We start from the raw sequence: 18,841 nt of genomic DNA on the forward strand, positions 1-18,841 counted from the left end.
TATACGCAAACCTTATATTTTATTGACAAAATTTTACAAATTCTATGTATTTCCGTTTTCAAAAATTCAGAATCCATATTCCATGGTTTTTAAGATTTTAATTTAAATAAGGATATATTTTTGTGAAAGAGTCATTAGTTGAAAAATTAAAAAAAGATACAGTAAAACCACTAGAGACGACAGATTATTTGAGCATACTTATCGAAATTAGAAAGTTTATTGAAGCTAGTAATATTGATAATATAGCGTTAAGGCAAGGCTTGTTGTCCTTAGAGCAGGTTTCAAAAGAAGCAAAAAATAATAATGAAGCTATTATAAAAGGTAACGACATATTAGAGTTACTTGCTCAAAATTTACCGGTAACTAAAAGCGATCCATTAAAAGCAGAAATATTTCACGTAATACTAAATGATTGTAGTGATTATTATAGAAATAATGAAGATGTTAATAATACATATCAATGGCTTAAAGAAGTTGGCGTAAGATTTAGTGTAGTTAGAACTGCAAGTTTAAATGAAGAAACATTAACCTCAGAAAACTTTAACTTTGATAAAAAGTCAGCTGAGTTAGAGCCTGTAGTAATAGAACTTGAACAAATATTAGAAACATTAGGTATTACTAAAGATAATTTTGACGCTAATGATTTATAAGTAATCTTGTTTGTTTCTTATCTCATAACTTCCCTTGCTTCATAAGATAAGTTATGGTAGGCTAGTTTATCTTATTGTAACTCAAGTTTATTTTAGCGTTGCCGGTATGGTTTGGGAATTGTGCCAAAATTGTCATTGCGAGCGACTACAAGGAGCGTGGCAATCCAGCAAAACAATAAAAAAATTCTGTAAATCAGAATTTTTTACTGGATTGCTTCGTCAATTACTTCGTAATTTTCCTCGCAATGACGTTAAAACTATACTACTCCTATTATTATCCTTTCTCTTCTTTTCAAATCCGGCTATTGCCGATCCTGAAATAGCTGAATCCTTTAAATGTTCAAAACTTTTTCCTTACTTTGAAAAAAAATTTAATATCCCATCTAATACATTACATTCAATAGCTTTAAAAGAATCGGGGAAAAAACATACAACCCGTAAAATTAGAGTAGTATGGCCTTGGACGGTAAATGTTGAAGGAAAAGGCTATCATTTTAACACAAAAAGAGAAGCCGTAAGTTTTGTTAGAATAGAGCTTATAAAAGGGCGAGAGAGTATTGATGTCGGATGTATGCAGATTAACTTAAGACATCATTTGGAAGCTTTTACTTCCCTTGAACAGGCATTCGATCCAAATAATAATATCCGTTACGGTGCAGAATTTTTACGTTCAAAATATGATCAACTAGGGAGCTGGCACAAAGCTATAGCACATTACCACTCAGCCACTCATTCTTTAGGGTTTAAATATAAGCAAGATGTAGTTAAAATAGCAAGTAATATGGCTCTTTATAAAGCATCCTTACATAGTTATCTAAATAATAATGAAGGGGCTTTAGAAGATACAATTCCGATAAATAATAACAAAGTTCAAAAAAAATCACTTTTTAGTGGCAATAAAAGATACAGAAGTAGTATTATGATACCGGTTCCTGCTAAAATTAATTAATTTTATGAATATACTTGTTGAACTTAAAAAATTGGCTGCGTCATCCTACAAGTTCTGCGGTGCTCACGTATTAAGTATACGCTCCGCTCCTCGCCTCGTGGATTCCTTGCTCTTTTTCAAGTTGAACTTCGTATCACAACTATTAATTTGTTTTTTAATATTAGTAAGTGCGGTAAAAGTAAATGCCGATTTTAACAATATTCAAGATAATTTTGAATATCAGGAAGAGCAGCTAACAATAGAATTACCTTGGAGTGATTGTACCGAAATTCATAAATTATTAGAGGAAAAATTATCTTTTTCAGAACAACAAATAAAAAAAGAAAATAAAATTCATGAGAAATATAAGCAATTTTATTTAAAACATAATAATCCTACTAATTTTTCTATGCAATTTCTTGAGAAAAAATCTGAGACTAATGGAGTAGAAACTTTAATATCAGGTTTTTTAAAATTTTGTGAAGATAATTTCCAAACTAGTAAAAGTAAATCTAATTCCCTAAATTATTATATTAAAAAACAACAAGATCAATGGTTTAATGATATAAGAAACGAGAATTACAAAATATATTATAGAAAAAAATACGAAGATAATATCTTTAGAAATAATTAATTTATTTCAGTACTTGATTCATATATTATTTAATTTATATTAACTATAATAATATACAGGGTTATTTATGTTAAAGAAATTTATATTAGTATTGTTGTGTATAAGTAGTTATAAATCTCTAGGAGAATCCAATAAGACCGAGAACAATATTTCAGGGATATTAAAGAAAAAAAGTTTCTAGTAATGATAAACAACTAAAGCCTGTCTACTTAGAGCATTTGGATCTAACTTCGGATTTAAATCCTTTAGAAAAAAGCCTGTTGAGTTTAGAACTTTTATCGCCTAATAATAAAAATACGAAACCTATAATTGTAGGTATTCAGGAGAATTTTGAAGGGCTAGATAGAGTTAAAGGGGATGATATTCGCACTGCAAGACAGAGAGAACTTGTTCAAAATAGTTTACTAGGAGATTTTTTAGGAGGTTTTATTTCTCGACCGTCACCAACAATTTTAGGAGAGAAAATTCAAGATAGGAGAGAATTATATATTCAACAGATTAAAGCTAAAAAATCACCGAAATAATGCTGTAGAGGGGATAAGTAACAGCTTATTTATCAAGCATGCAGCTAATGATATAATAAGTCGATTAGGGATGATTGATAAGGATTTTTCGGATATTCTAGAAATATCGGCTAAATGCGGTTACCTTACAAAGCTGTTAAAAACTACCTACCGAAATGCCGATATTACTGCGACGGATATGTCACCTTTATTGCTTGATTCTTTTGAGCATGGTCGTAAATTATTAATTAGACATCTTTCCAAACCAGCTTATAGAGAGGAATTTAAAGGAGACACGGAACGCAGGACCGCAGCGTACACAAGCGTACGTGAGGATTCGAGTACCGGATCGACGTCTAAATTACCTCTAGAAGCGAAGTTTGGAAAGATGTCTATTGATGATGAAGATTTAGAATTCCCAAAAGACTCGTTTGATTTAATTATTTATTCATTAGGGTTACACTGGATAAATGATGTGCAGAGTTTTCTATCTAATATAAGAACATTTTTAAAGCCTGACGGTATTTTTATCGGTAATTTTGTCGGCGGAAATAGTTTAAAGAATTTACGTAAATCCTTAATAGATGCCGAAACAGCAAGTGGCTTTAAACACTCTCCTCATATTTCTCCCTTTATTCATTTTGACCATGTCCCAATGCTATTATCACAAGCAGAATTTGCCGAAGTAATTGTTGATTATGAAAATATAGAGCTAAAATTTGATAATCCTTTAGCTTTAATGAGGGAAGTAAAAAATATCGGTGAGTCAAATTCACTAAATGCTAGTCACAATTACGCTATTTCTAAAAAGATGTTCTCTTTACTACAAAATTATACAAACGGCTTTGAAGATAATATTACTTTAATTAGTTTTATTGCTTCGCCAAATAAGAATAGTATAAGATTAAAGTTGTTATAAAGGCGATAGTGGTGTATTTTTACAGTATTACGTCATTGCGAGCGACTAAAAGGAGCGTGGCAATCTCAGGAATCTTGCCTGAGATTGCTTCGTCAATTATTTCATAATTTCCTCGCAATGACGATCCAACAATTTATTAAGGTCAAACAAATATGCAAGAATTTGATTTAGTGGTAATAGGTAGCGGGCCGGCCGGTTATACAGGTAGTATTAGAGCTGCTCAGCTTGGTATGAAAGTAGCGTGTGTTGAGAAAAACGATACTCTCGGTGGCACTTGTTTAAATATAGGATGCATACCGTCGAAAGCTTTACTTAATTCCTCTGAAAAATATGAAGAAGCTTTAAAGCATTTTGAGAGTATAGGTATTACTGCAGATGTAAAATTAGATTTACAAAAAATGCTAGCTAATAAAGATAAAGTAGTTTCTGACCTTACAAAAGGGATAGAAAGCTTATTTGCCAAAAATAAGATTACTAGGATAAAGGGTGAAGCTAAAATTATCACGAGCAACATCGTTGAAGTAAATAAAGAGCAAATTAAAGCCAAAAATATCCTAATTACTACAGGTTCCAGCGTCATAGAAATACCAAATATCAAAATAGATGAAGAGTTTATTGTTTCATCTACCGGAGCTTTAAAGCTTTCTAAAGTACCTGAGAACTTAATAGTTGTCGGGGGAGGATATATAGGCTTAGAACTCGGCTCAGTTTGGCGTCGTTTAGGTGCTAAAGTAACGGTTATTGAGTATGCACCGAGCATTGTGCCTATGCTTGATAAGGAAATTGCTACGCAGTTTATGAAGCTACAGCAAAAACAAGGTATAGAGTTTAAGCTGAATACCAAAGTGTTATCGGCTGAAGTAAAGTCAGGAAAAGTAAATCTGACAATAGAGGAGGGCGGTAAGAGTTCGTTAGTAACTAGCGATGTGGTATTAATGGCAGTAGGTAGAAAAGCCTATACGCAAAATCTAGGGCTTGAGTCTGTCGGTATTATTACAGATAAACAAGGTAGAATTGAGATTAATGACCGGTTCCAAACATCTAGTCCAAACATTTACGCAGTCGGTGATGTGGTAAAAGGAGCGATGCTTGCTCATAAAGCCGAGGAAGAGGCTGTAGCTGCCGTGGAAATTATGGCAGGGCAGGCAGGACATGTTAACTATAATCTAATTCCAAGCGTAATATATACTTATCCTGAAGTAGCAAGCATCGGTGAAACGGAAGAACAGTTAAAAGAAAAAGGCATTAATTATAAAGTAGGTAAGTTTCCGTTTTTAGCAAATAGTAGAGCAAGAGCAATCGGTAGTACGGAAGGGATGGTTAAGATCCTTGCCGATAGTAAAACCGATAGGGTTTTAGGAGCTCATATTATAGGAGCCGATGCAAGTACACTCATTGCCGAGCTTACGGCTTATATGGAATTTGGAGCAGCTTCGGAAGATATAGCAAGAACCTGCCACGCCCACCCGACTTTAAGCGAGGCCATAAAAGAAGCAGCACTTAGTGTGGATAAAAGAACGATTAATATGTGATATACTCCTACGTCATTGCGAGGAAAAATTGAAAATTTTGACGAAGCAATCTCAGGAGTGCTACTTTATGAGATTGCCACGCTCCTTAAAGTTGCGGTGTTGTTGCATGGCTCGTATTATATCATTCCCGCGTGGCATTGTTGCGTGGACCTGTTTATCCGTCATTGCGAGGAAATTACGAAGTAATTGACGAAGCAAGGAAGAAAAAAAATTCTTATTTACAGAATTTTTTTAATTATTTCCTGGATTGCCCCGTCGCTTCGCTCCTCGCAAGGTGTTGTTGCGTGGATCAGTTTTACCTCTGTTATCCCGTGGCTTGACCACGGGATCCAGTTAAAAATACTAATATTATTAGTATTTTTTATTGTTTTTATGGACCTAGTTAGCAAGCCACTGGGTGACCCAGTAGGTTTTAACGGTCTACGCAACAATGCCTCCTCGCAATGACGACCTTCAGTATCCACGCAATAATACTTTCCCGCGTAGGCGGGAATCCAGTAAATCTATAAAAAACTTGTTTTTTTAGGTTTATTTTTTAAATATAGAATGTAATTTTTGTACTAATGTTAAGATTATTTTCTGGATCCCCGCTTTCGCGGGAATGACATGTACGGGTATGACAATGATATGACCAAACAAGAGCTGCGGCTTTATTTCAAAGATCTTTTAATAAAAAACCAAGATAAGATTAATTCCGACTTAGTCAAAAACTCCCTAATCAATAAAATTAGCCGGTTATTAAAGGAGTTAAAAGTAAAGACAGTGGGACTTTACTATCCTCTAAAATACGAGATTAACTTACTTGAAATAACAAACTTACATCCTGAAATAAAATTTTTCCTACCAAAAATTATAGCAGATGAAATCAAATATTGTTCATATAAATCCAATGATGAACTAGTGCTAGGTGAATTTAAAACCTATGAGCCTATAAATAATGATTTTTTTATTCCTGAGTTAGTTATTATCCCAGGGCTTGCGTTTAGTAATGAGGGTTACAGACTTGGATACGGCAAAGGACATTTTGATCGATATCTTAATAATAACCGAAATATATTGGCTGTCGGAGTTTGTTTAAAAGAGCAGTTAATAGATAATTTTCCTGTTGAACCTCATGATCGTAAACTTGATTTTGTGATTTCGGTATAATAACCTTAATTTTTTTTAATTGTATAAAATATTATATTTGTATATTATTATTACAAAAATCAACTTAGGATAAAATGGTTGATATAATAAAAAAAATTGTCGTATTGTTCGGTGTACCTTTTGCTTTTTTTGCACAAGCAGTTGGAGATTGGCTAGAAACAGGACAAGTATCCGGCGATACTCAGACTGGAGACATTTGCTTTCAATTAGCATTGATAGGAGTAGGGACACTTATCATCGATCAGGCATTTAGTAACTTGCCTAATGATGTATACAACGAATATGTCAAAGTAGTACAAGATAGTGAGATACAAGTTACATTAGTTGGCTAATTTTCTTCTATTCATATATAGGCTACAAATTATTTGATTTGTAGCTTTTTTCTTATAAGTTATTACACAAACTTATTATTTCATCTTTATATTTTTGTTTGCGTAAATATTTGCTTTTTAAATTTAGATTTTTAAAATCCTTGTGATTCAATGGCGGGTATTTACTAAGCTTTATTAAATCTTCATCTAAAATAAAATGCTTACGAGGAATATTTATAGTTTGTGCATTCTCTTCACGATAAGCTGCAAGTGCTTGAATTTTACGGTTAAAACTCTCATCATCACTTCTATATTTTATTTTTTTCCACGCATTTTTCAGCTCAACCTTATAATTTCTAACGTCTAATAAAGAACTAAGAGTAGTTTGGTATTTATTAGTTAAATTATTTCTAATAATTATATTATTTAGCTCTTTATATATCTTATACAAATACTCCACATCTAACATTGCATAATTTAACATATCACTAGTAATAGGGCGTTTTAGCCAGTTAGATTTTTGGTGGGTTTTATCGATAGTAATGCCTATTAGCTTATAGCAAAGGTCATCATAGCTTAGCTGTTTACCGAATCCGCAAATATTTGCTGCAATTTGTATATCAAAAACATTAGAAGGTATGGTTTTAAATAAATTATAGAAAATCTCTAAATCTTCACGAGGAGCATGAAATATTTTAGTAATATTATTATCTGCAAGTAACTTATTAAAAATATTCAGATCTAAATTGCTTAATGCATCAATTATTCCGCAATATTCTTCTGCTTTAACTTGAATTATACTAAGCTGAGCATAATAGGTATAGCGACGCTCAAACTCCGTATCTATGCTTAAGCATGTCTTATTTGCTAACCTGTTACAAAATTCTTCTAATGTTTTTTGGTTATCAATAATTTGCATAGAAGCTATTTATAAAGCTCCGATAATTTTTAAGAAAAGATTAGTATGAGATAACGACAAGACAACTTCAAGACCGATTAAAATAATAATAATCCACTCAAGTTTGGTAGAATGTTTATAATTAAGGTCATTTGAAAGAATGTCTAAAAGCTCGTGAATCATATTAAGACGATGATTCATTATATTTTGCCGTATTTCTATGTCTTGAAACTCTGCCGTCATAAGATATAAAGGCTCATAGCTCGGACGACGCCAAAAGAATTCCGGAGTATCGAATATATCGCTATGCAAACTGATTGAATAACGCTCGTTAAATAATATACCTATTTGCTGTAATATCTCCTTTTTTGAAAGCGATACGCTGCCGGTTCTAGCTAGTTCCTGCTGAATAGGAGTGGTCTGAACAATCAAGTTACTAACGGATTGCTCAAGAACGCTAAGTTTAATCGATTGTGCAAGAGCATGGGAAATAGAAAGTTTAACAAAGACTGATTTATCTGCTAAGATTATTTTATTTTTTTCTTCATCAATAAATGTTTTCTCGACTTCTGTATTATATTCAAAATAAATATAATCAGATACCGGCTCTTTAAGCTTATTAACTGTTACTAAATCAGTATCGTTTAAAACTATTTTTTCTTGAATTTCATCGCCGCCCCAAATAGTTACACAGCCAAACGGAAAGAAAAATATCTCTATAAAATCAGAATCTTTATTTATCTCTTTCCGAATATATAAAACATCGTCAAAATGTTGAGGCTCAAGACCAATCTTTTTTAAATTAGTAACTAGATCACTCATCTTATATTCGGAAGAAGTACAGTAAGATGAACATCTCATGATTATTAAGTTTAATTTATATAAATTTAGAGTATAGTAGTTAGGCACCTATAAAGTCAATAATATTATAATTATGTATGAAATATTAAGTAATAGAGAGATTATCAAAATAATAGGTTTAGATTCGGTAAAGTTCCTACAAAATCTTGTTACCAATGATATTTGTAAGAACAGCTACTGTTATACCTATTTGCTTAATAATCAAGGAAGATATTTATTTGATTTTTTCGTGTATGTTCACAACCTTGAGGAAATTTACCTTGATATTGATAAAAGTAATAAAGCTACTTTGATAGAACATTTAAACTTCTATAAATTTCGCTCAAAAATACAGATAATAGATTGTAGTGACGAATATAAAGTTATCTACTCACTTCAAAAATTAGATATAGACACACTAGTTACGTCTCGTGATCCGAGATATTCTATGCTTGGTTTTCGCTCAACCGTTTCATCTTTTTTGTCATTGCGAGAAGACGCCATAGGCGTCGAAGAAGCAATCTCAGGCAAAATTCTTGAGATTGCCACGCTCCCTTCGGTTGCTCACAATGACGGTTTGGAGAACCACGCAACAATACCTCTCTGCGGAAGCGGGAATCCAGCTTCCTTATATCTAGAAGATAAATATAATTTCGCAATAATAGACGGTGTGGAAGATTTAATCACAGATAAATCTATTCCAAATATGTATGGTGCTGAGGAGTTAAATGCAATTAGTTTTGACAAAGGCTGTTATGTCGGGCAGGAAGTTATTTCAAGAGCTAAATATCAAGGTGTTATAAGAAGGAAGATATATAAAATTACAGCAGATGAAGATTTATCCTCATTAGTTAAAGATGAAGAAATACTCGCAGATAACGATAAAATCGGTGTAATATGCTCAAGTTACCGTAATAAAGCAATCGCCTTAATCAGAGAAGAAAAATATCTTGCCGATAAAGAGGCTAATATTATCGTTAAAGGGATTAAAATAAATTTATCTCTCGCTCCTTGGTATTAGATAATAGTTAAACTTTTAATAATTTCTAGACAATATAATTTTGTAGTTTATTTTATATTGATACTTTTATTATAAATAAAAAAATTTTGTAGCTATTATGTCAAATCCTTTCCAACTTATACAAGAATTTAAATTTACTGAGGCTGTTGGGGTATTAGCATCAACTAATGTAAATGAGCGAGGCAATATAATTTTCCAGCTAAAAAAACCTGACGGTACCATATTTCCTTATGCAGCAATAAATGTTAATGCTTTAGAAGCTTTATGCTTTATGAATTCTGTACTCACTTTAACTTCTAATAATCAGCAGCAGATAAAAGATAGGGTAATTTTATTAAAAAATTGTATTAAAACTGCATATAATAAAATGGAAAATTATAGTAGTACTATTTGGGATGGAAGAGACAATAATGGTAATACTACAGCTCATTGGCTTGCTTGGGGCGGAGCTACCGAAGAACTTTACGGTTTATTAAATAAACACCCTGAGCTTATAGAAGATGAAAAAAAACTTTCACGTAATGTTTTTGGTGTCACAATGGAAGTTGAGCATTTAAATGTAGAACAGAAAAAAGAACTAGCTAAAGTTTTAATTCCTTTAGGCATACAAATTAATAACTTAAATACATATAATATTATATTACAAAATAACGAATATTTAGAGTGTCTAAAAAGTATTACGGAAAATGCTAGTAATTTATCTCTAGAAATATTCACAGAGTTTACAAACAATGCGATGACAAAAATAGGTAATTTTAATTAGTAATCTAAAAAATAATAAAGTAGATATTTCTACTACTAAGAATTATATAGAAAAAGGTTATGAAATAGTTGATAGTATATTTAAATATCAAGATAAAATAAACATTGAAGAATTATTACACAAAGATTTAACTTCTTCAACAACTTATGTTTCTTCATTTCTACATTGGTTATTAGAGTTTGGAAATACTAATTTCGCCTCTCTTCTACAAAATTATGATCAAAACTAAAAAGCTTGATTTTTATGTAAAAGACTGGAACGGCAAAGCTCATTACCGCAGTGTATTAGAGTGGATAGCTAATTATAGACTTGATATTTTAAAGGATGGAATTCTAAGCCCTTACTTAAATCCCTGTAAAAAAGAAGAAAATGAGAAGATACTAGTAAATTTAGTAAGTAATGATAGTAAGATAAATAGTGAAAAACTAATATTACCTTTCTTTAAGAAATTGTTGGAACATAAGCCGCCTTTATTTAATGATAATCTTAAGGACACAAAAATAGCTATTGCTAATAAAATTGCTCAAGAATCTTTAAATGCTAAAAAGCTCCCTACACATGTTTATACAGCTCAAACAATTGACTTTGCTTCATGTTTAATTTCATTGCAGCAATATGAAAAAGAAATAGTGGATAGTATAGGTGTTGCTAATCTTAATTTGTACGATTAAATTATCAAAGGATTTATGCAGCAAAGCAGGGGATATCCTAGCTAACTTAACCCTGTGTTGTATGAACGTTCAGGATGTCATTTCCGCGTAGGCGGGAAGGCGTTGTTGCGTGGATACCATCCCGTCATTGCGAGGAAATTGCATAGCAATTGACTAAGCAATCCAGTAAAAAATTCTGTAAGTCAGAATTTTTTTATTATTTTTTCTGGATTGCCGCGTCGCCTACGGCTCCTCGCAATGACGGGATGGTATCCACGCAACAATGCCACACGGGAATGACATCGAGTCTTATGACACCCATGTGTATTTAGCTAGGAATGACATACTTTTTTAACTCCACAAAAATATTGTTTGTTTCTTTTTTTATCTTTATTATTATTTGCATAGAAAATCCCTATAACTTAACTCTATGCCAAATATAGATCTCCTCATTTTTACTAGCTTTTTAGCAATTAATTTGCTAGTTGGACTTCTAAATATCAAAAATATAAAAAACATTCGCGAATATGCGATAGGAAAAAGGAATTTTTCAACAGGTACGATAGTTGCAACTCTTATTGCTACTTGGATCGGTACTAGTACTTTTTTAATCGATAATTCAAGAATATATACGGATGGGTTATTTTACTTATTACCTAGTATACTGGGTAGCGTAGTTAGTTGGTTATTAATTAGTTACTTTATAGCTCCTCGTTTTGAGAATTTTTTGGGTAGATTATCGGCAGCGGAAATAATAGGAGAGGCTTACGGTAACAAAGTTCGTATTCTTACGTCGATAGTTAGTATATTAATGTCTATAGGTAGAATTGCCATGCAATTCCACGTAGCAAGTTTAATATTACAGCTATTCTTTAATATTTCAAATTTTTACATAGATTTATGTATCGCCACCGTAATAATAAGCTATTCTGCTTTTGGCGGTGTAAAATCGGTTACTTTTACCGAAGCCGTACAGTTTTTTACCTATAGTGCAATTATTCCGGTAATAGGAATTGTCGTATGGAATGTTTTTAGCGATCCGCATATAGTTATAGACTCAAACGTACAGACTCGTCTAACTGATTTACAAGGATTGTTTCACTATACTAGTCCTAAATTTTGGATTTCTTTAAATATTTTTATATATTTTGCGATTCCGTCGCTTAGTCCTTCAATTTTTCAAAGAATATTGATGGCAAAAGACACAAAGCAAATATCAAAAACTTTTTTTATTTCGGCAATTATTTGTCTTTGTTTATCCGCCTTATTTATTTGGATTGTAATATTATTACTATCTCAAGATCCAAGTGTTAACACTAATGAATTGTTTTTACGGATTATTAAAAGTTATATAGGATTTAAGGGGTTAATTGTCGGTGTTATTATGGCAATGATAATCTCAAGTACTAACTCTTATATTAACGTTGCAGCGGTAACTTTTACTAATGACATCATTAAAAAAGCTTCATTAAATTATAATTATATAACCGCAATTACTATAGGATTAATAGGTTTTATTATATCACTCTATACGAAAGATTTAATAAATCTATTTCTATTGTTAACTAGTATCTATTTGCCGCTAATCACTTTGCCGTTAATTTTGTTAATATACGGTTTTAAATCAAGCGCCAAAAGTTTTTTTATCGGTATGATTGCTGCAATATTAACTATTATATTGTGGCAAGTATTTTCTTTAAGAGCAGTTTTAGGTATTTATCCGATATTGCCTGCAACTATCGTAAATTTAATCTTTTTCCTTGGAAGCCATTATATTTTAAAGCAACCAGGAGGGTTTAATTCTTTAAAAGAGCCGCTAGCCGTTAAAATAATCAAGCAAGAGAGAAAAAGAAAATTTTTGACTTTATTTCGTGATCTTAAGAATTTTAACATCTTTAAATATTGGGAAAGCACCCTACCAAATCAAGAAATTACTTATAGTTATGTCGGTATATTTATTTTAATATCGATGTTCTCATCTTTATATACCACATCGGGTAGTAAAATAATGAACCATTTGGAGATATATAATATTATTTACCATACCACCCTTATCACTGCTGCAATATTAATCACTTATCCTTTATGGTCTTTAAAATTTAAAAAGAATTATATTATATCTTTATCTTGGTTTGTTGCTACTTTCGTTATATTAATATTTTTCGGTAGTTTACTTGTTATATCAAATAGTTTTGATCAGTTGCAATTAATGTGTTCGATAATTAACTTACTTATAATTGCAACGATATTCAGGTGGCAAGCTACTTTACTTATGACCGTTACAGGCGTGTTTGCAAGTATAGAGTTTTATAAATATTTTATGGATGAGAAGTTATTAATTAGCATAGATAGTTTTCAATTCAAAATAGTATATTTCCTAACCTTATTTAGTAGCCTTTTAATAGTATTCTTAAAACCAAGGCAGGAGCAAGAAAGATTAGTTAACCTAAAAAATACTCATTTAGGTAATAGAGTTAATTATAGAGAGCAGGAATTAGAGAAGTTACTTGATTTGAAACATGAGTTCTTACGTAATATAAACCATGAAATCAATACGCCGCTAACTGGTATTATTAGCCTTGGTGAAACCTTATGGGCTAATTATGATAAATTTAATGAAGATCAGCGTCGTGGTGCCGTAGAGATTATAGCTAAAAGCTCTATTAGATTAAATAGCTTGATAAATAATATTCTAGATTTTTCAAAATTATCCAGTCTTAATTATGAATTAAATAAAGAAGATATAAACTTAAGCGAATTACTACATGAAAGGATTAAAATATGTAAGAAATTATATCTAAACGGCAAAACCTTAAATTTTGTATCTGATATTGAAGAGAATATAATATTTAACTGTGATCCTCATTATATTAAACACACATTCGATAATCTAATAATTAACGCTATTAGCTATTGTAGTGAGGGAATAATAAAAATTGATCTACACTCTCAAGAAGATAATATCTTGTTTAGTATAAAAGACGATGGAATAGGAGTACTGAAAGAGGAATTGCAGAGTATATTCGGCGTATTTGTCGTAAGCTTTAAAACACGTACACCAGCAGGAGGTAGAGGAGTAGGGCTTGCTCTCTGTAAGAAAGTAATAGAACTGCACGCCGGAAAAATTTGGGCAGAAAACGATAAACAGGGCAAGACCCAGTTTATTTTCACGATGCCTTTGTAATCGACTACATAGTACTGGGCATTTTTCATTCTGTGTCATTCCCGCGTGGCATTGTTGCGTGGACCGGCTTATCCGTCATTGCGAGGAGCCGTAGGCGACGCGGCAATCTAGAAAAAATAAAAAAATACTTAAAATTAGCATTTTTTACTGGATTGCTTCGTCAATTACTACGTAATTTTCCTCGCAATGACGCAAAATCAAGCCATAAATTAAAACCCTTATCTATGAAAAAAATTATTTTTAACAAACAACGAGATTTGATATCAATTATAGCACCGGCGTCAGGTTGTCCGGATGCTAGCGATAAATTAAAAGAAGCTATTAAAATACTAGCTTTGCATGGTTTTAAAACTTTAATAGATGATAAGATTTTTTTAGGTGATGAATTGCCCTTTTTCGCTGCTCCTAAAGAGGAAAGGCTGAGAATGTTCAAAGAAGCTATGGAAAATGAGCGGGTTAAAATAATTTGGGCTTTCCGTGGTGGATATGGATGCAGTGAATTTATAGAAGATTGTTTTAATATAAAGCAAAAAGGGGATAAAATCCTGATAGGCTATAGCGATATTACCGTTTTGCATTTATTACTAAATAACCATTATAATATCCCAACTATACACGGTTCAGTATTAACCTCGTTACTACCGCCTACTAATCAGGCTATTATGCCTATAATAGATATTCTTGAAGGGAAAAAGAGCGAAATACAACTTACACCTATAAATAAAATTAGTGAGGAAAATATAACCGATAAAATAACAGGCGGCAATTTAACAGTTTTTAGCAAATTAATAGGAACTTCTATTGACTTAAAAAAGGGTAATATATTACTGCTTGAAGACGTTAATGAAAAAGCCTATGCCGTGCATCGTAATCTAGTTCAATTAAAAAATGCCGGTATATTTGACGATATAGAGGCAATAATTTTCGGTGATTTTACTAAAGGTGATGTGTTTGTAGAACAAGCTATAAAAAGTTTTTGTTTAAATCATATTCCGCATATAGAAGCTTATAAAGCTGACGAAATAGGGCATGGAGAGGTAAATCATCCGGTTATTATGAATCATGAAGTAATTATAAACAGTAATGTTTTAAGCTTTACTAGCCCTTTTGAAATAGTAGAAAACAAATGACAAATTCTATCAGAATAGGTACAAGAAAAAGTCCGCTTGCTTTAACACAAACTAATTTAGTTATTCAGCAAATCAAACAATTTTTTCCTGATATTAATTGTGAAATAGTACCCATTATTACTAGTGGTGATTTAATCCAAAATAAACCATTATACGATATAGGAGGTAAAGCTTTATTTTTAAAGGAAATAGAGCAAGCTTTACTTGATAAAAAAATTGACTTAGCCGTTCATTCTTTAAAAGACGTACCTGGTAGAATACCCGAAGAGCTAGTAATTGCTGCTGTTTTAGAGCGTGAAGACCCCAGAGATGTTTTTGTATGTTTAAATTATAAATCCATAGAAGAGCTGCCACAAAATGCCGTAATAGGTAGCTCGGCAGTACGAAGAAAAGCATTTATCCAAAAAATAAGACCGGATTTAAAGGTAATGGTTTTTAGAGGAAATGTTGATTCAAGAATAAAAAAGCTAATGAATGGTGAAGTTGATGCAACAATTTTAGCATATGCAGGGCTGAAAAGGTTAGGGGTGTTTAATCCGGAGTATTGCCATTTGATAGAATATTCACAGATGTTACCGTGTATAGGGCAGGGAGTCATTGCAGTTGAAATACGACAAAATGATAATGCTATGCTTGAGATATGTAACCAAATTAATCATATTCCTACCTTTGAACTAATAAAACCCGAAAGAGCATTTTTAGAATATCTAGATGCTAATTGCCGTACACCGATTGCTGCTTATTCGCAGTATTTAGATGCCGATACTATAAAAAACAATTTTATGCTCGGTAACCTCGATTGTAGTAAAATAACTTTCCATACCGAAGTCACCAATATAAATACTTCAAAAGAAGCGGGTATAAAAGCTGCTAAAATGATGTTGAATCAACTGGACAAATAGATATTTAAAGAGTATACTCCTTAAATATCCGATATTTAGGGAATATATTCCTCAAATATCTAAATTTGAAAAGTACCATTATGACGATACAAAGATTTTTAGACTTAGAATTACCAAAAGGACAATCCTGTTTTTTGTGGGGAGCGCGTAAAACCGGTAAATCAACATATTTAAAACAACGTTTCTCGGATAGTTTATATATAGATTTATTACAAGCTGATATATATAAAGTTTATTTTCAGAATCCTGAGCGTTTAAGGGAAGAACTTAGGTCAAAAGATGAGATCTCAACTATTATTATTGATGAGGTACAAAAAGTTCCTTTATTGTTAGATGAGGTTCATTATTTAATAGAATCTAATAAATCTTTACAATTTATCCTTTGCGGCTCCAGTGCTAGGCGTTTAAAGTCAACCGGTAGCAATTTACTTGGCGGAAGAGCCTGGAGATATATGTTTTTGCCGCTATGCTATCCTGAGATAAAAGAGCTTGATTGGCATAAAATTTTCAATCATGGACTAATACCTGATCATTATATTGCATCAAAAAAGATTCATAAATATCTTGCGTCTTATTTATATGATTATATTTTGCCGGAAGTACAATTTGAAGCAAATTTAAGAAAACGGGAAGCATTTGCAAGGTTTTTAGAGATTATAGGCATTTCAAACGGTGAGATGATAAATTATAGCAATATAGCAAGAGATTGTGGCGTTGATGCAAAAACCGTTAGAACATATTTTGAAATATTAGAGGATATGTATTTAGGATATCATCTTTACCCGTATAGATCACGTAGTAAAAGGCAAATTATTACGGAAATGCCTAAATTTTACCTTTTCGATACGGCACTTAGCAATTATCTAAGAAAATATGAATATCGGGAAATGATAGGATTTGATGCCGGTAAATCTTTTGAGCATTATGTATTCTTAGAGTTAATAGCTTATAAATATTTAAACGACAAAAGAGATGAGTTATTTTATTGGCGTACCAAGGAAGGATACGAGGTTGATTTTATATTTCGAGATAATGCGTTTGAGGTTAAAATCGCTTCTTCTATACAAAAAAATCACTTAAAAGGTTTATTAGAATTTAGTAAAGATAGTGATTTTAAATTACATGTTATATCTTTTGAAAAAACAAAACGTATAATTAATTTAGAGAATAAAGAAATTACTATTTGGCCTATTCAAGAATTTTTAGATACACTTTGGAGTAATGAAATATGGCGGTAATAAAATTTAAAAAATATAAGTTATAAGATTTTTTTGAAATATGAATAATATTCCCGCAAAAATCTTATCAATTTTTGCTAAAAAAGCTATTTTAATTATTAATTAAAATTAATTTACAGATAGCCTCTAAGAATTTTTAACCAATATAATATTTCTTGTTACTTTTATAGTAAGCATAATTCATTTATATCTTTTGCTAGTCCTGACAATTCTTCATTAATTCGATCAAAACAACTTAACCAAGGAAAGTGTCCTGTATCACATAGTTCGATTATTTTTATGTTAGGACGAGACCATTCCGTATTTTCTAAAAATAGTTTGACAGGAAGCGATTTATCATCGTGGCTTCCAATAATTAATGTCGGTAATTTATTAGGTATCCAGCTATATTTATAAGAGTTATAAAAATAATGAAATATTAAGTGCTTTTTTACATGGTATTGTTTTAGCTCTCGGTTTAATAGTGCCGCTTGGAGTACAGAATATTTTTATATTTAATCAAGGAGCAAAACAGCCAAAATTTAGCAAGGCTTTACCTAGCATAATTGCAGCCTCAATATGTGATACTATTCTTATATGTATGGCAGTTCTTGGGATATCTTTGTTACTTCTTGAAATTTCTTGGTTAAAATTATCTATATTTATTGTTGGTTTGACTAGCCCATATTCTTGTTTTTATATTATATGAACAAAGTTCTAATAGCTGCTTTCCTGCTAGGATTTCATGCTCACAAAATATATATGGGATGTTTGCATAACAAAATGCCTTTAATTCTTTAATTGATTATCTGTTGGGTTTGCGTATAACTCCTTTAGATCATCGCTTATATCCGGTAAATTATATTTAGTAGCAGTTTCTTTTGTCCAAGGATTATTCGGAGTGCTACTCATTATAACTAAACCGGTTAATATATTTTCTAAATTATCTATAGTTAATGAAAACATACCACTAAAAGAATGGGTGACGAGTATACAAGGTGCTAATCTATTTATTACCTCTATTAAGCCCGCTTTCCAATCTTCATAACTTATTTCTTCAGTATTACGATTATCGCCGTCCCCAGGAAAATCACCTATATATAATGAACCTTGTAAATCCAATTTTGATACAAAATCAATCAAGTAATTAGCTCCCATGCCAGGACCGCCGGGAAGAAAAAGCCAATTAAGTTTACAAATACTATCTTCTTTTAATCTATTTAACCTATAATTTCTTATGAATGAATAATTAGCTTTTATCCCTTCCTCTTTCATATAAATTCCTTATGTTGTCTTAGGTTTTGTGGACATCTCTAAAAAAATTTAATTTTGGCTATTTTTTGCTGCAAATTATAAGATTTTTTTGAAATATAAGTAAAGAGAGTGTAGAATTTTTTAAATCAGAGGCAACTCGTAGTCATGTTTCTTATCAAAAAGTGATTAGAGTGTTATTAGATAAGTATACTAAAACATTACAAAGACAATATCAAAGAGTATAATCTCATAAACTGAGCTGGTGGCGGATAGGGTGGGATTCGAACCCACGGTACGGTTGCCCGTACGCCAGTTTTCAAGACTAGTGCCTTAAACCGCTCGGCCACCTATCCAAG

Annotated in this window: 19 protein-coding genes, 1 tRNA gene and 5 pseudogenes; 21 read left to right on the forward strand and 4 right to left on the reverse strand. The window is 31.6% G+C overall.

Annotation, left to right across the window (positions count from 1 at the left end; genetic code table 11):
- Nucleotides 1-122: 122 nt before the first annotated feature.
- The 10 genes from BN1174_RS11230 to BN1174_RS00730 all read left to right on the forward strand — a co-directional run bounded on the left by BN1174_RS11230 (nucleotide 123) and on the right by BN1174_RS00730 (nucleotide 6,647).
- Complete coding sequence (locus BN1174_RS11230) at nucleotides 123-650, forward strand: hypothetical protein (RefSeq protein WP_231555705.1); 528 nt, start codon at nucleotides 123-125, stop codon at nucleotides 648-650.
- A 106-nt stretch (nucleotides 651-756) separates the two neighbouring features.
- On the forward strand, nucleotides 757-1,599 hold the full coding sequence (locus tag BN1174_RS00700; protein WP_040257787.1) for a lytic transglycosylase domain-containing protein: 843 nt from the start codon (nucleotides 757-759) through the stop codon (nucleotides 1,597-1,599).
- Nucleotides 1,600-1,720: 121 nt separating this feature from the next.
- Nucleotides 1,721-2,212 carry a DUF2532 domain-containing protein gene (locus tag BN1174_RS00705; RefSeq protein ID WP_040257789.1) on the forward strand — a complete coding sequence of 164 codons (492 nt, stop codon included), beginning with the start codon at nucleotides 1,721-1,723 and terminating at the stop codon, nucleotides 2,210-2,212.
- Between the two features lie 260 nt (nucleotides 2,213-2,472).
- Complete coding sequence (locus BN1174_RS00710; RefSeq protein ID WP_040257791.1) at nucleotides 2,473-2,736, forward strand: hypothetical protein; 264 nt, start codon at nucleotides 2,473-2,475, stop codon at nucleotides 2,734-2,736.
- A 31-nt stretch (nucleotides 2,737-2,767) separates the two neighbouring features.
- Nucleotides 2,768-3,634 carry a palindromic element RPE1 domain-containing protein gene (locus BN1174_RS00715; RefSeq protein WP_269379101.1) on the forward strand — a complete coding sequence of 289 codons (867 nt, stop codon included), beginning with the start codon at nucleotides 2,768-2,770 and terminating at the stop codon, nucleotides 3,632-3,634.
- Nucleotides 3,635-3,786: 152 nt separating this feature from the next.
- A complete protein-coding gene (gene lpdA / locus BN1174_RS00720; protein ID WP_040255784.1) occupies nucleotides 3,787-5,166 on the forward strand; it encodes a dihydrolipoyl dehydrogenase in 1,380 nt (459 codons plus the stop codon).
- Nucleotides 5,167-5,181: 15 nt separating this feature from the next.
- On the forward strand, nucleotides 5,182-5,352 hold the full coding sequence (locus BN1174_RS09480; RefSeq protein ID WP_156138414.1) for a hypothetical protein: 171 nt from the start codon (nucleotides 5,182-5,184) through the stop codon (nucleotides 5,350-5,352).
- Complete coding sequence (locus BN1174_RS10510; RefSeq protein WP_197062019.1) at nucleotides 5,353-5,613, forward strand: hypothetical protein; 261 nt, start codon at nucleotides 5,353-5,355, stop codon at nucleotides 5,611-5,613. It abuts the gene before it with no gap.
- A 180-nt stretch (nucleotides 5,614-5,793) separates the two neighbouring features.
- On the forward strand, nucleotides 5,794-6,315 hold the full coding sequence (locus BN1174_RS00725; RefSeq protein ID WP_040257793.1) for a 5-formyltetrahydrofolate cyclo-ligase: 522 nt from the start codon (nucleotides 5,794-5,796) through the stop codon (nucleotides 6,313-6,315).
- Between the two features lie 74 nt (nucleotides 6,316-6,389).
- Nucleotides 6,390-6,647 carry a hypothetical protein gene (locus tag BN1174_RS00730; RefSeq protein ID WP_231555706.1) on the forward strand — a complete coding sequence of 86 codons (258 nt, stop codon included), beginning with the start codon at nucleotides 6,390-6,392 and terminating at the stop codon, nucleotides 6,645-6,647.
- A gap of 52 nt (nucleotides 6,648-6,699) precedes the next feature.
- Here the strand turns inward: BN1174_RS00730 and BN1174_RS00735 are convergent, their stop codons facing one another.
- Entirely contained in the window at nucleotides 6,700-7,545 is an 846-nt protein-coding gene (locus tag BN1174_RS00735) for a ribonuclease D (protein WP_040255786.1), read from the reverse strand.
- 9 nt (nucleotides 7,546-7,554) lie between these two features.
- A complete protein-coding gene (locus BN1174_RS00740) occupies nucleotides 7,555-8,346 on the reverse strand; it encodes an RMD1 family protein (RefSeq protein ID WP_040255788.1) in 792 nt (263 codons plus the stop codon).
- A gap of 112 nt (nucleotides 8,347-8,458) precedes the next feature.
- Here BN1174_RS00740 and BN1174_RS12875 point away from each other — a divergent pair.
- The 11 genes and pseudogenes from BN1174_RS12875 to BN1174_RS00775 all read left to right on the forward strand — a co-directional run.
- Nucleotides 8,459-8,833: pseudogene (locus tag BN1174_RS12875) on the forward strand (YgfZ/GcvT domain-containing protein); the annotation flags it as partial.
- Between the two features lie 141 nt (nucleotides 8,834-8,974).
- A pseudogene (gene ygfZ, locus BN1174_RS12880) lies at nucleotides 8,975-9,385 on the forward strand (CAF17-like 4Fe-4S cluster assembly/insertion protein YgfZ); the annotation flags it as partial.
- 97 nt (nucleotides 9,386-9,482) lie between these two features.
- Nucleotides 9,483-10,148, forward strand: coding sequence for a hypothetical protein (locus tag BN1174_RS11235; RefSeq protein ID WP_231555707.1), 666 nt, complete (start codon nucleotides 9,483-9,485; stop codon nucleotides 10,146-10,148).
- Nucleotides 10,149-10,363: 215 nt separating this feature from the next.
- Complete coding sequence (locus tag BN1174_RS08165) at nucleotides 10,364-10,819, forward strand: hypothetical protein (RefSeq protein ID WP_082022242.1); 456 nt, start codon at nucleotides 10,364-10,366, stop codon at nucleotides 10,817-10,819.
- A 149-nt stretch (nucleotides 10,820-10,968) separates the two neighbouring features.
- Nucleotides 10,969-11,130: a hypothetical protein gene (locus BN1174_RS10515; RefSeq protein ID WP_197062020.1), complete on the forward strand. Its 162-nt coding sequence runs from the start codon at nucleotides 10,969-10,971 to the stop codon at nucleotides 11,128-11,130.
- A gap of 98 nt (nucleotides 11,131-11,228) precedes the next feature.
- Nucleotides 11,229-13,982, forward strand: coding sequence for a sodium:solute symporter family transporter (locus BN1174_RS00755; RefSeq protein WP_040255791.1), 2,754 nt, complete (start codon nucleotides 11,229-11,231; stop codon nucleotides 13,980-13,982).
- A 224-nt stretch (nucleotides 13,983-14,206) separates the two neighbouring features.
- A complete protein-coding gene (locus BN1174_RS00760; protein ID WP_040255793.1) occupies nucleotides 14,207-15,112 on the forward strand; it encodes an LD-carboxypeptidase in 906 nt (301 codons plus the stop codon).
- Nucleotides 15,109-16,014 (forward strand): hydroxymethylbilane synthase, encoded by a 906-nt coding sequence (gene hemC / locus BN1174_RS00765; protein WP_040255795.1) that lies wholly within the window; start codon nucleotides 15,109-15,111, stop codon nucleotides 16,012-16,014. The genes BN1174_RS00760 and hemC overlap by 4 nt, the downstream gene beginning before the upstream one ends.
- Nucleotides 16,015-16,094: 80 nt before the next feature.
- Nucleotides 16,095-16,436: pseudogene (locus BN1174_RS11240) on the forward strand (AAA family ATPase); the annotation flags it as partial.
- Nucleotides 16,437-16,670: 234 nt separating this feature from the next.
- A pseudogene (locus BN1174_RS11245) lies at nucleotides 16,671-17,252 on the forward strand (ATP-binding protein); the annotation flags it as partial.
- A 388-nt stretch (nucleotides 17,253-17,640) separates the two neighbouring features.
- Nucleotides 17,641-17,904 (forward strand): annotated as a pseudogene (locus tag BN1174_RS00775) (amino acid transporter); the annotation flags it as partial.
- 116 nt (nucleotides 17,905-18,020) lie between these two features.
- Here the strand turns inward: BN1174_RS00775 and BN1174_RS00780 are convergent.
- Both BN1174_RS00780 and BN1174_RS00785 read right to left on the reverse strand, forming a co-directional pair.
- Nucleotides 18,021-18,506, reverse strand: coding sequence for an alpha/beta fold hydrolase (locus BN1174_RS00780; RefSeq protein WP_040255797.1), 486 nt, complete (start codon nucleotides 18,504-18,506; stop codon nucleotides 18,021-18,023).
- Between the two features lie 242 nt (nucleotides 18,507-18,748).
- Nucleotides 18,749-18,838: transfer RNA gene (locus BN1174_RS00785), tRNA-Ser, on the reverse strand.
- Between the last annotated feature and the right edge of the window lie 3 nt (nucleotides 18,839-18,841).

Source organism: Rickettsia hoogstraalii, assembly GCF_000825685.1.
Lineage (GTDB): Bacteria > Pseudomonadota > Alphaproteobacteria > Rickettsiales > Rickettsiaceae > Rickettsia > Rickettsia hoogstraalii.